We start from the raw sequence: 13,859 nt of genomic DNA, 5'->3' as shown, positions 1-13,859 counted from the left end.
TTATACCTCAAGTAATAGTATTAATTAAAACTATTATTTGAGGTATTTTTATGAAGAAAAAAGTTTCATACTATTTACTATTATTTATTATTACTATAGCTTTTGGCTTTTCTATTTTCTTTAATATTACATACTCATCATTTAACTCAGATAACGTTAAGAAAAACATAGCAAGTTTTTCTTCTCAAACTTATAGTGGGCGTTTACCTGGAAGTGACGAAAATAATTTAGTTGCTGAAATAATAAGGAAAGATTTCCAAGATAATAAACTAGTTCCTTTAAATGATGATTATAAAGAAAGCTTTAATACTATTTGTCCAGTTAAAACTAATACTATGCCATATATGCAAATATCAGCTAATGGCATTACTTTAGAAGAACTAAAATATGGTGTTGATTTTAAAGATGATATGCTTAACTTTAAAAATAATACTATAAGTTTTTCAAAAGCTGATAATGTAAATATCTACAAAAAATCTATAGATGTTATTACTCCTAATGGAAAATGCCTATTTTATGTAAATACTAAAGATGGTTTTTCTTTTAGAAGCTCTTTTTGCAGTGAGTTTCCTTATGATATGGTGATATGTATAACTACTGATACCTATAATAAAATATTAGATTCTGTAAGAAAAGGTCTTGAAGTTTCAGTACATGTTCCATTTAAAAATGAGGAAAAAACAATTTCTAATATAGTTGGTGTTATAGAAGGATCTTCTGGTAAACTTCCACCACTTGTGTTAACAGCCCATTACGATCATTTAGGTAAAGATGGGTTAGAAAATATTTATTCTGGAGCTCTAGATAATGCTTCTGGAACTTCTTTCTTACTTGAACTTCAAAGAAGTTTATCTACTTATGGAAAACCAAAAAGAGATATAATTTTCGTTGCATTAAATGCAGAAGAGTTTGGTCTTTTAGGCTCTAAAGAATTTGCTGAAAAGAATTTAGATAAATTAAATGGAGCTGAAGTTATAAATTTCGATATGATTGGTAGTGAAGGTTATCCTATAACCCTTATGCAAGGTCTATCTTTTAAAGATAAGGATTCTAAATTATTAAAATCTATTGAAAAGATAGCTAAAAAGAAAGGTGTACAAACTGAAGTTGCTTACGAAGATGCAAGTGATCATGCAAGCTTTAATAATGCTGGAATTGATTCTGTAAGTTTATGTCATAGTGATACATCAAAAATTCATACTCCTAAAGATACTGTAGAATTTATTAGTACAGATGCTATTGATACAGCTTACCAAGTAGTTGAAACAAAAATATTAGATTCTTCCTATGGATTTTTAACTAAATTCTTCTATGATAAAGTTTCAATTATATTCTCATCAGTATTGTTAATTTTATTAATAGCTTATGGAATAAGAAAAAAGAAAACTGCATAGGTATCACATTCTTAGAGAAGTTTTTCATAATGATACTATTATGCACAAAAAGGGAATTCGAAATACGAATTCCCTTTTTTATCGGCTAGTAATCTTATATATTTTAATGTACTACACTTAATGGAATAAAATATTTTTCCTTTGATTCTACTTCTGCTACAATCCCTTTTACGTTATAAACTGATTCTATTATTTCTGCATTTATTACATCATCTGACTTACCTACTTTTATTATTTTTCCATTTTTCATAATTACTAAGTTATCACTATATTTTACAGCTTGATTTATATCATGAAGAACCATAACCACTGTTATATTATTTTCTTCATTTAACTTCTTTACTAATTCTAAAAGTTCTATTTGATTAAAAATATCTAAATAAGTATTAGGTTCATCTAGAAATAATATCTTAGGCTTTTGAGCCAAAGCTAGAGCTATAAATACTCTTTGCCTCTCTCCCCCTGATAAATGTGAAATAGGCTTGTTTTTTAAATGCTCTACATTAGTACTTTTTATAGCCCACTCTATAATTTTATTATCATCCTCATTATTTTTCTCAAAGTATCCTTTATGTGGTATTCTTCCATAACCAACTAAATCCTCTACTATTATATCTTCTGGTACATTATTCTGTTGATATACCGTAGCAATAATTCGTGCCAATGATTTACTTTTATAGTTAACTATATTTTTACCATCTATATAAATAGAACCCTTCTTTATTTTATTAACCGAACAAAGCATACTTAATAAAGTTGATTTTCCACTTCCGTTAGGTCCTATTATAGTAGTTATTTTCCCTTTCTCTACTTTTATATCTAAATTATTTATAAATTCTTTATCATCATAAGAAAAACTTAACTTTTCTCCTGCTAACATATTATCACCTCAATTTTAATAGTTACTTTAATCTTAAACATTACTTTTTCTTAAAAGATATAAGAAAAATGGTGCTCCTAAAATTGCCATAACTATACCAACAGGAATTTCATATGGTTTTGCTACTATTCTTCCTAATGTATCTGCAATTAAGAGTAATATAGCACCTAACGTACAGCTAAATGGTATTAAATATTTGTGATCAGAACCTATAATAATTCTGCAAATATGTGGTACTACTAGTCCTACAAATGATATAATTCCTGCTATAGATGTTGAAATACCAGCTAAAAAAACAGCTACTAAAGATATAATTATCCTTGTCTTATCTGCATTAAATCCAAGTCCTTTTGAAGTTTTATCACCTAATACTATTACATTACAAGTTTTGCATAAAATTAAAGCACAAACTAACCCTATCGTTGTATATATAAGAAGCGGAATTACATCTTTCCATGTTACAGCTACTAAACTACCTGTAAGCCACATTTGAACACTTGATGCATTATTCCCATTAAATATAGTCATTATAGATATAAATCCCCCAAGCATAGCATTTACAGCTATCCCTGAGAGAACAATCCTTATTGGAGATAATGTATTTTTAAATGCTAAAGAATAAACAATTATGCATGCTAAAATCCCACCTAAAAATCCAAATAAGTATCTATATGGATTTAATGATGGTAAAAATACCATAATTAAAATTGAAAAAAGGCTTGCTCCTGAAGAAATACCAGTAATTGATGGCTCTGCTAGTGGATTTCTTATAACCGCTTGTAATAAAACCCCTGATACTGCCAAACTAGCCCCCACTAAAATTGCAGATATTACTCTAGGCATTCTTAAGTCTCTTATAATTTCCCAAGTTTCGCTCCCATTATTAGTAAAGATACCTATTAATAATTCTCTTAGAGTTATATCTATACTACCTATCTTCATCGAAGTTAGTGATAAAAGGATTAAAGCTATTATAGAAATTCCAATGTATATATATTTTTTCTAATATTATTATTTTTCATATATTGCTCCTAAATTATCTAGTTGTTTAAAATACTCGCTAATTCATCTAAAGCTTCTGTAACCTTAAGATTTGCACTCATCCCAAACTTTTTACTATCTAAATAGTAAACTTTATCTTCTTTAACTGCTGAAAGTTTTTGCCACATAGGATTATTTTTTAATTCTTTTGCTACCATCGCTTTAGATTCTTCTGGATTTCCATGAGTCATTACTAAAACTTTATCTGGATTGCTTTTTAAAACTTCTTCTATATTTAACTGCACAAAGGAAGTAGAGTTATTTTCAACTATATTTTTACCACCAACAACATCAACTAAATTTCCTACATAGCATTTGCTAGTCCCAATCATTATGCTTCCAGGTGCTCCAAAAATAATTAATATATTTTCTTTTTCTTTTCCATCATTTTTTTTAACGATTTCTCCTTCTTTAGCACTAATGTCATTTAATAAATTATCTGCTTCTGTTTCTTTATTAAATTTATCTCCTAGTGTTTTTATTGCTTCCTTTAATCCCTTTAAACTCGTTAGAGTTACGAATTCACTTGGTATATTATTTTCTATAAATGTATTTTTAAAATCATCACCTAATGTATCTACTGATACTACTACCGTTGGATTTAATGATTTTATTTTTTCTAAATCTGGATTCATAGGATTTCCAACCTTTACGGCATCTTTTGTACTCTCTGGAAGCGTATAAGCTGTAGTCGGTACTCCTGCTAAACTTACACCTAATTTATCAAGTATTTCTGTAACAGCTACTGATGTTGCTACTACAACGTCACCCTCTTGCTTGCTTTTTGACTCTTCATTTCCCTCTTTTGGACCATAACATCCAGTAAAAGATGTCATAACTAAACCAACTATTATTGCTGATAATAGTCTTTTCATCGTCATATTCCCCCTATAAAGCCATATATATTGACTTATATAAATTATTTTTAAATTAACTTGCTTATAAGTCAGTAATTATATACAACTATATAACTACTGACTTATAAAAATTACACTTGCTTATATTTATTTTTAACTTTTGAACCAATTATAACCATAGCTGCTAACCCTATAATTATTGCTCCAACTGTTATTGTTGATGTTTTTCCCATACTTTCTTCTTTGTCCTTTTCTTCAACGTCTTTCTCTTTAGAATCACTACTTTCAACTTTAGGTTCTTCTATTTTCTCAATTAATTTTAATGTATCCTTTTTAGGAATTATATCAAAGCTAACATCTCTCCCCATAGGTATTACATACATATTAGCGTTTATTTTAGAATCTAAAGAATTAATTTTAAACTTTATTTTAACTGTTTTATTTTCTTCATTTTTATCTACTATCTCATTTGCAACTTCTTGTTCATCAACTATCATTTTATAATTTTCCATATAATCACTTGATGAAAAGCCAATTGTGCAAAATAATTCTCCACCTCTAGCTTCTAAGGTCATAATATTATTTAAATATGTCCTTGCCATAGATCTTCCTATTTCTGAACTATGATAAACATCATTTTCTAGTTCATATATACCGCTCTCAATCGCATTATTTTCAACTGCTTTAGTATTAGTAGTACTAAAAACACTAACAAGTATTCCTATTAAAAATATTGAAAATATAATTCTAAAATGTCTCATTTAATTACCTACTTTCTTTTTCTTCTACTCATAAATGATCCTGCTGCTAATAACATTGAACCTAATGCAGTAACTAATCCACCTGATGCCATTCCACCTGTATATGGTAACTTACCGCCTTGTTTTAATTCTGACTTTTTAACTTCATATTCTTTTTCAAGATTTAAAGTATCCTTTAAGAAATTAACTCCAAATTCTACATTGGAATTCATAGGTATTACAAACATTCTTACTTTAACATTAGCATCTATATTAGGAATCGCAAATCGTAAGCTTAATAGGTCCCCATTTCTTCCAACTATTTCATAGTTAACATCTTGTCCATTTACTCCTATTTTAAATTCCTTCATAAATTGTGAGTTATTAAATGTAATTGTTGCATACATATTTCCATCTATTTCTTCTATCTTTGAAGTCTTTTCTAAATATTTTCTAGCCATTTCTCTTCCAATTTGTCTATCATGAGAAACTGTATTTTGTACACTATATAATTTACCTTTTATAACTTCATCTTCAAGTTTTTCAGTTGCTTTGCTATCAACCTTTGCAATATTTAATCCATTATTAGAAGTTTTATTTTCTATAGGCTTAGTTGTATTTGGCTTTATATCATTACTATTATCTATTACTGGTTTATTATCTTTATTTTCATTATTACCACTAATTAATTTTGCACTATCTTTATCATGTGCTACTGTAAATTGTACATCTCTTGCCATTGGAATTACATACAACTTCATAGATACTTTGGAATCTAAACTTGGTACTTCAAACTTTATCTTTAATAATCCATTATCTAAATCTTCTTTTCATAATTAACTTGTGACCCATCTACAAGAATTCTATAATTATCTAACATTCCTTGAGGGTTTAATTCTAAAGTTAAATAATTCTTTCCATCTTTAATTTCCATATTGCTTGTATCTTTCAATACTCTTCTTACCATTGACTTACCAGTTTCACTTGTATCTTCTATGCTATTTTTAATTTCGTAAATCCCATCATTAGATTGATTTTCATTATCACTCTTAACTTCTATGTTATCAACTTTGGCAATTGTTTCTTGTACATCTTTAAATACTACAAAATCCATTCCACCTGTTTTAATTAATTTTTTTATAATTCTATATTCATCACCATTTTTCATAGTTTTATCAATATAATCTATAGGTTCATCTGCTTTGTCTGATATAGATATTGTCTCAATAGTTTTATACTTTCCATTTGCATCTTTCTTTTGAATCTCAGTAACTATACTCCAATCATTACCTTTTTCATCTAAAAAGTCTACAATGTTTTTTCCGTCAATCCACTTATTATAATCTTCTACTGTTTTAATATTTTCATCACCATAATATGCCCAAGCCATTATATCTAATGCGGATAAATCATACTCTAGAGAAATTTTTTGATTTTCTGCTTTTAGCTTTAAATTCATTGAATTTTTTTGTGGTGTAACTTTTACATCTCCATCTATATCCTTTGTATTTTCAAGTTTATTTAAAGTAAGATCTAATCCATATAATTTAGGGAATAATTCTCTTATATTATTTGGTACTGATGTTAATTCATTATTTTCTAAACTTAAAGAAGTTAAATTTTTAAGTTGATATATTGACTTAGGTAGTTCTCTTATAACATTCTTATTTAAAGTTAACTCTCTTAAATTAGTAAGTTTATTAAATCCATCTGGTAATACTTCTAATTTATTATTCCATAAATGTAAGCCATTTAAATTAGTTAGTGTAAATATTGATGAAGGTAATTTATTTAAGGAACCATCATACATATAAATTCCTTCAAGTGAATCTAATCCGTTAAATATACCCTCTGGTAATTCTTCTAATTCTTTATTTTCTACTAGCTCTAAGCTTTTAAGACTCTTAAGATTTTTAAATAAATTAGCATCTAAACTTTTTATTTTTAAATTACTTATTTGTAACTCTTCTAATTTAGTTAATTTATCAAATATTCCTTCTGGTAAACTTTCAATTAAGTTTGAATTTAAAGATAATGTCTTTAAATTAACTAAATTATCAAATATTCCTTCTGGTAATTCTTTAATATTATTGGCTGCTAAATTTAATTCTTCTATATTTGAATTAAGATTTTTCAATAATGATATGTCTGTTAGTTCTTTCCCTGATAAACTTAAAGTATCTTGAGAGTATTTAGCTACTTCCTCTGCTGTAACTTCACCATTTTTATCTATATCAAAACCTTTTTCAATAAGTACCTTATTTAATCTTTGACCTTCTTCAACTTCATTATTTATTTGTTCAAATCCATTCCAGCCTTCTATATAATTACTATCAAAGTTAAGTATAGCTTTTCTGTATTTTCCCATAGTACCTATATCATTTTTTTGTCCACCCATAGCGCTAACAAGAACTGCTACAGTATTTGATACCATTAAATCACCAGCTTCTACTGTAAAACTCTTATACTTATGTTCTCCATTTGCATTAATATTTCCAAGATCTTCTGCTTTACTTTCTTTAAACTCCCCATTACAGTCTAACCTAAAATCATAAAGCATACTTGGCATAATTATATTTAAAAATGTTAAGGTCTTCTTTCCTTCTTTAACTTCAAGTTTTACATTCTTATCAAAAAATCCACCTAGCATTGAACTTTCACTTGGATTCTCTTCTTTAAAAGCTTCAAAGTTTAATGTATAAACTCCATCTTCAAGATTATTAAGATTATTTTCTATAGTATTATCTTTTTCTAAATTCTCATTGTCAGTTTTTTCTTTCTTTACACTTGTCTCTAATACATTGGAATTTAATGATTTATTATCATTATTTTTTATATCTTCTTGATTTTCACTATCCACATTTTCATTGTTTATTAATTTAGAAGTTAATTCACTTCCATCTTTTTTAACTTCTATAAGTGTATCATAATAACCTGTAGACTTAATTTCTATAGCATTTATATCATCTTTAAAATTTAAGCTTCTAATATCTAAACCACCGTAAAGCTTACTAGCTGTATAAGTCTTATCTTCACTTGAATAACTCCTTGTATATTCTACTCCGTTTACCTTAACTGAAGTAATCTTATCATAGAAATCTCTTTCCTTATCTTCATCACTTGAATCAAATTCTATTAATAAATCATGACACCATTGATTTTCACTCTTATCTTTATCTTCAATTACCTTTGCAGTGGCTTTTAATGCTTTTACTGGCATATTTAATTCCACTTTTCCCTCTGAACTTACTACCTTTGATTCTGGATTTAGAGTGTCTGCAAATGTTGGAGTTACCATTACTCCTGCATTTGTTATAAATACTAGCATAGCTAAAGTTTTTGATAAATTCTTTTTCATTGTTAAAGCAGTCCTATACTATATAAATCTATATAGTACGACTTTCCCCCCTTTTATTTTAATTTTATTATGTCAGTTTTTAAGATTATCCTCCTTTTATTAAATTTCCTTCGAAGATTACATTCTAATTCTCGTGTAATATCCTTATTCTTCCGTATAATCCGTATTATACTTCTGATGATAAAGATTTTCAATATCATTTGCTATATTATAGAAATTTTTATCAAATAATTATTTTTTTCTCATATTAATTGATAATATTTATCGTAATAATCGTTTTCATTTATTGTTTCTCAAAAGAATATGTAAAGTTTATAATATTTAATATGATTTTAATAAAAAATTTATGAAAAAGAGAATGGATTTGATTAATCCATTCTCTTTTTCTTTAAAATATTAAAAGTTATTTAAATAAGCTTTAATAAAATTATCTATTTCTCCATTCATTACGGCATTTAAATTGGAAGTTTCCTCATTAGTTCTATGGTCTTTTACCATATTATATGGATGGAATACATAAGATCTTATTTGGCTTCCCCATCCCATATCTTTAAGTTCTCCTGTTAAATCTTCTATTTTCTCTTTATGTGCTCTTTCTTTTAGTTCAATAAGTTTTGATTTTAACATTGCCATAGCCGTATCTTTATTAGAAAATTGACTTCTTTCATTTTGACATTGAACCACAATACCTGTTGGAATATGTGTTATTCTAATAGCTGATTCTGTCTTATTAACATGCTGTCCACCTGCACCACTAGCCCTATAAGTATCTATTTTTAAGTCCTCTGATTTTATATCTATATCTTGATCCTCTGTAAGCTCTGGTAAAACTTCTAGAGATGCAAAGGATGTTTGTCTTTTCCCATTAGCATTAAAAGGTGATATTCTAACCAATCTATGAACGCCTTTTTCAGCTTTTAAATATCCATACGCAAATTCACCTTTTACTTTTAAAGTAACACTTTTTATTCCTGCTTCATCTCCTTGAAGCAAATCAATTACTTCGACTTTGAAACCTTTCTTTTCGCACCATCTAGTGTACATTCTAAGAAGCATATCCGTCCAATCATTAGCATCAGATCCACCAACTCCAGCATGTAGTGTCAGTATTGCATCATTTCTATCATATTCTCCTGATAAAAGTATTTCTACCTTATATTCATCTAGAGTCTTTTCTATTGACTTTATTTCAGCTATTATTTCCTCTGCTGACTCTAGATCATCTTCTTCCATTAATTCTGATAGGACTTCAACATCTTCTATCCTACTTTTAAGTAATTCATAACGTTCTATTTTACCTTTTATTTGTTTAGTCTCTTTTGTTACTTCTTCTGCCCTTTTTACATTATCCCAAAAACCTTTTTCTTGCATTTGCATTTCAAGTTCTTGAACTCTTTTTTCTAAAGCTTCTTTGTCAAAGAGAAGCCCCCATTTCTTCTATATTGTTTTTTATATTACTAAGCTTTGCTAACTCATTTTCTAGCTTAATTAACATTTAATCACATCCTATACTATATCTTAATTAAAAAAGTGCCCTAAGGCACTTTTATTTTTTATGCTTCTCTACCACAGCAGTTTTTATATTTCTTACCGCTTCCACAAGGACAAACCTCATTTCTACCTACTTTATCCTCGTTTCTTACTGGTTCTTTTTTAACTTCTGCGCTATCTCCTGTACTAGCATGACTAGCTGAAGTTTCTTGTGCAACTCTTTCTCTTTCAACTGGTCTCTCTACTTGAATATGGAATAAGAATCTAACTGTATCTAGTTTTATTCCTTCTATCATTTCTTCAAACATTGCACTACCTTCCATTTGGTATGCTTGTATTGGATCAACTTGCTTATAAGCTCTTAATCCAATTCCTTGTTTTAAATGATCCATATTATCTATGTGAGCCATCCATTTTTGGTCAACTACTCTTAAAAGTACAACTCTTTCTATTTCTCTAAAATGTTCTTCACCAAATTCTAATTCTTTTCCTGTATATATTTCTCTTAAAATAGCATTTATTTTATTTATTATTTCTTCATTTGATAAGTCTACTACGTCTGAAAGTGCAATTACACCATGAGGTAAACATATATCTTCTAAATACTTAAGAAGTTTATTTATCTCTGTTTCATAATCATCTTCCTCACCTGTTAAATGTGAATTAACTGCTGATGTAACTATTTCACTTATCATATTTTGTATTTGATCTTTAAGATTTTTTCCTTCTAACACTTCTGCTCTTTGCTTATAGATAACTTCTCTTTGCATGTTCATAACATCATCGTATCCTATAAGATTCTTTCTTATATCAAAGTTATTACCTTCAACTTTCTTTTGAGCATTTTCTAGTGCTTTACTTACCATCTTATGATCTATAGCTTCATCGTCTTCAAGTCCTAATTTCTCCATTAATCCTTGAATTCTTTCTGATCCAAATATTCTCATTAAGTCATCTTCTAATGAAATATAGAATGTTGATTCACCTTTATCACCTTGACGACCAGCTCTACCTCTTAATTGGTTATCTATTCTTCTTGATTCATGTCTTTCTGTACCTATAATTTTTAATCCACCAACTTCAAGAACTCCTTCTCCAAGTTTAATGTCGGTACCTCTACCAGCCATATTAGTTGCTATAGTAACCATTCCTAGTTCTCCAGCATGAGAAATTATTTCTGCTTCTTGTTCATGATATTTAGCATTAAGGACTTGATGCTTTATGCCTCTTCTCTTTAATAATGCTGATATAATTTCTGACTTTTCTATACTTACTGTACCAACTAAAACTGGTTGTTTCTTTTCATATGATTTAATTATGTCTTCTATTATAGCATTATATTTTCCATTTGTATTTTTATATATTAAATCTGGATTATCTATTCTTGCTATTGGTCTGTGTGTTGGTACTACTATAACATCTAGTGCATATATTTCTCTAAATTCATTTTCTTCTGTTAAAGCTGTACCTGTCATTCCTGATAATTTATCATACATTCTAAAATAGTTTTGGAATGTAATTGTTGCAAGAGTTTTTGATTCTCTTTCAATCTTAACTCCTTCTTTTGCTTCAATGGCTTGGTGAAGTCCATCTGAGTATCTTCTACCTTCCATAAGTCTACCTGTAAATTCATCAACTATTACTACTTGATCGTCTTTTACCATGTAGTCTTTATCTCTTTTCATTGAATAGTTAGCTTTTAAAGCTTGAGTAATATAGTGTTGTAATTCTAAGTTTGCTGCATCAGCATAGTTTTCTATTCCAAAAGCTCTTTCTGCTTTTTCTACACCTTCTTCTGTTAACATTACAGCATTAGCTTTCTCATCGATAGTATAATCTCTTTCAGCTAATAATTGCTTAACAAAGTTATCTGCAACATTATAGAATTTTGTTGATTTTTCTCCTGCTCCTGAAATTATAAGTGGAGTTCTAGCTTCATCAATAAGAATTGAATCCACTTCGTCTACTACTGCAAAGTTTAAGCCTCTTTGAACTCTTTCTTCTTTATATATAACCATATTATCTCTTAGATAATCAAATCCAAATTCATTATTTGTTCCATATGTTATATCTGATCCATATGCTTCTCTTCTTTGTTCTGCTGTTAAGCCATGTACTATGCATCCTGATGTTAATCCTAAAAAGCTATATAATTGACCCATCCATTCTTGGTCTCTTTTAGCAAGATAATCATTAACTGTTATAAGGTGTACTCCTTTGCCTGTTAATGCATTTAAGTAAAGTGGTAATGTAGCCACAAGTGTTTTACCTTCACCAGTTCTCATTTCAGCTATTCTTCCTTGGTGTAATACCATACCACCAATTAATTGAACTTTGTAATGCTTCATACCAAGAACTCTCCATGAAGCTTCTCTACAAACAGCAAATGCTTCAGGTAGAATACTCTCTAATGATTCTCCATCTTGTATTCTTTTTTTAAACTCGTCTGTCTTTGATTTTAATTCTTCATCTGATAGCTTTTGCATATCAGCATCTAGTGCTTCTATTTGATTTGCTGTTTTCTCTAATCTTTTAACTTCTCTATCACTATATGACCCAAATAATTTTTCTAAGAATCCCATATTTCTTATCCTTTCAACTGTTTGTATTTTATATCATTTTATATTATTTATAAATTATACCATTTTATTTATAAACAATTCAAGAAATAAGTTTTTATATGATTGTTAACAAAAAAAGAAGTGCCACGGCACTTCTTTTTAAATATATTCTGGTTCTAACAGACCATAATCTCCATCTTTTCTCTTATACATAACGCATAATTTATTTTTATCTGCATCTTGATATACAAAAAAGCTATGACCTAGTAATTCCATTTGAAGTACAGCTTCCTCTGATGACATTGGTTTTAAACCAAACTTTTTTGTTTTAACAACCTTTCCGTCGTCTTCTTCCATTGCAACTTCATCTATATGTGAGAATCTTAATGATTCATTATTCCTTCTAGCAAGTTTTGTTCTTTGCTTTCTTATTTGTCTTTCTAACTTTTCTTCTACTAAGTCAATTGATTTATACATATCATCAGTAGCTTCTTCTGCTCTTAATATTATGCCATTAAAAGGTATCGTTACTTCTACAATATGTCTGTTCTTTTGAACTGTTAATGTCGCTTTAGCTGATACATGTGGCTCAAAGTACCTATCCATCTTTGAAATCTTTCTTTCTACCATTTCCTTTAATGCTGGTGTTAACTTGGTATTTCTTGTTACAACTGTTACTTTCATAATAAGGTCATCCCCTCTCTAAATTCTAAGTTTTACTTAGAAGATTTCAAAATTTAATTTATGTTGTTTTGTTATTTATATTATACCCCTAAGTAGATCTTTTAATCAATTTTAATATTCTGAATTTACTGAAAATTACCCCCTATTACTTCATATCACTTCTTTTTACTCCATATTTCTTCTTTTTTTATTCAATATACAACAAAAAGACCCTTAACTCATTTGAATTAATAGTCTTTTCATTATAATGCTAGCTGACCTGGATTTTGCCCCCACACTCGCCTACTGGAGCTTTTGCTACTCGGACTTAACCTCTCACTACTAACACTCTCAACTTTCATTGGTAGGACTTACATCTATACCGCACCATGCTCATCAGAATCTTTTCCTAACTTACGTGGATCGTTTCGCCTGCGACTGGCATCGACTTTCATCCACAGACCTAACATTACAATAATATATTATATATTACTTTTCGCTACTGTCAATATATTTATTGTACTAGCTCGAAATTTTTTTAAAATTTTTTCACATTCTCTTAGTGTAGCACCTGTTGTTAGTACATCATCTATTAAAATAATTCTCTTATTTTCTATGTCACTAGGCTTTTTTATATCAAAAGCATTTATTAAATTAATACTTCTTTCTTCTTTAGATAAAGTTTTCTGTTCTTTTGTTTCTTTAACCTTTATTAATGTATTAGATATTGGAATATCTAACTTTTCTGAAATTACTTTTGCAATTATCTCCGCTTGATTATAACCTCTTATTTTTAAAGACTTTTTTGATAATGGAACATATAAAATTATATCTGCTAAAATTTCATTCTCTTTTATTAAGTTGCACATAAATT

11 protein-coding genes are annotated in these 13,859 nt (G+C 28.4%); 1 reads left to right on the top strand and 10 read right to left on the bottom strand.

The features are described 5' to 3' along the window. Positions 1–50 precede the first annotated feature (50 nt). The gene (locus BTM21_RS01080; RefSeq protein ID WP_021876573.1) at positions 51–1,394 is read left to right on the top strand and encodes a M28 family metallopeptidase; all 1,344 of its coding nucleotides are present in this window, start codon (positions 51–53) and stop codon (positions 1,392–1,394) included. A 103-nt stretch (positions 1,395–1,497) separates the two neighbouring features. Here the strand turns inward: BTM21_RS01080 and BTM21_RS01075 are convergent, their stop codons facing one another. The 10 genes from BTM21_RS01075 to BTM21_RS13890 all read right to left on the bottom strand — a co-directional run bounded on the left by BTM21_RS01075 (position 1,498) and on the right by BTM21_RS13890 (position 13,854). Beyond that, positions 1,498–2,274 (bottom strand): ABC transporter ATP-binding protein, encoded by a 777-nt coding sequence (locus BTM21_RS01075; RefSeq protein ID WP_021876574.1) that lies wholly within the window; start codon positions 2,272–2,274, stop codon positions 1,498–1,500. 33 nt (positions 2,275–2,307) lie between these two features. Beyond that, entirely contained in the window at positions 2,308–3,267 is a 960-nt protein-coding gene (locus tag BTM21_RS01070; protein WP_479927514.1) for a FecCD family ABC transporter permease, read from the bottom strand. 47 nt (positions 3,268–3,314) lie between these two features. After that, positions 3,315–4,190, bottom strand: coding sequence for a heme ABC transporter substrate-binding protein IsdE (gene isdE / locus BTM21_RS01065; RefSeq protein WP_021876576.1), 876 nt, complete (start codon positions 4,188–4,190; stop codon positions 3,315–3,317). 113 nt (positions 4,191–4,303) lie between these two features. Next, a complete protein-coding gene (locus BTM21_RS01060; RefSeq protein ID WP_021876577.1) occupies positions 4,304–4,933 on the bottom strand; it encodes an NEAT domain-containing protein in 630 nt (209 codons plus the stop codon). 8 nt (positions 4,934–4,941) lie between these two features. After that, a complete protein-coding gene (locus BTM21_RS01055) occupies positions 4,942–5,652 on the bottom strand; it encodes an NEAT domain-containing protein (protein WP_161493118.1) in 711 nt (236 codons plus the stop codon). A 77-nt stretch (positions 5,653–5,729) separates the two neighbouring features. Continuing rightward, positions 5,730–8,270, bottom strand: a complete 2,541-nt coding sequence (locus tag BTM21_RS01050; RefSeq protein WP_096145306.1) for an NEAT domain-containing protein — start codon at positions 8,268–8,270, stop codon at positions 5,730–5,732. 396 nt (positions 8,271–8,666) lie between these two features. Then, positions 8,667–9,765, bottom strand: a protein-coding gene (prfB, locus tag BTM21_RS01045) for a peptide chain release factor 2 (protein ID WP_096145305.1) whose coding sequence is annotated in 2 segments (ribosomal slippage) — positions 8,667–9,686 and positions 9,688–9,765 — 1,098 coding nt in all. Because the reading frame shifts where the segments join, the coding sequence is not laid out codon by codon here. Between the two features lie 58 nt (positions 9,766–9,823). After that, positions 9,824–12,343, bottom strand: coding sequence for a preprotein translocase subunit SecA (secA, locus tag BTM21_RS01040; RefSeq protein WP_021876580.1), 2,520 nt, complete (start codon positions 12,341–12,343; stop codon positions 9,824–9,826). Between the two features lie 138 nt (positions 12,344–12,481). Then, positions 12,482–13,006: a ribosome hibernation-promoting factor, HPF/YfiA family gene (gene hpf / locus BTM21_RS01035; RefSeq protein ID WP_021876581.1), complete on the bottom strand. Its 525-nt coding sequence runs from the start codon at positions 13,004–13,006 to the stop codon at positions 12,482–12,484. A 461-nt stretch (positions 13,007–13,467) separates the two neighbouring features. Further along, complete coding sequence (locus BTM21_RS13890) at positions 13,468–13,854, bottom strand: ComF family protein (RefSeq protein WP_021876582.1); 387 nt, start codon at positions 13,852–13,854, stop codon at positions 13,468–13,470. Positions 13,855–13,859 lie beyond the last annotated feature (5 nt).

Source organism: Clostridium chauvoei, from assembly GCF_002327185.1.
GTDB classification, from domain to species: domain Bacteria; phylum Bacillota; class Clostridia; order Clostridiales; family Clostridiaceae; genus Clostridium; species Clostridium chauvoei.
The sequence above is the reverse complement of the archived record's forward strand: the minus strand, read 5'-3'. Positions and strand labels throughout refer to the sequence as shown.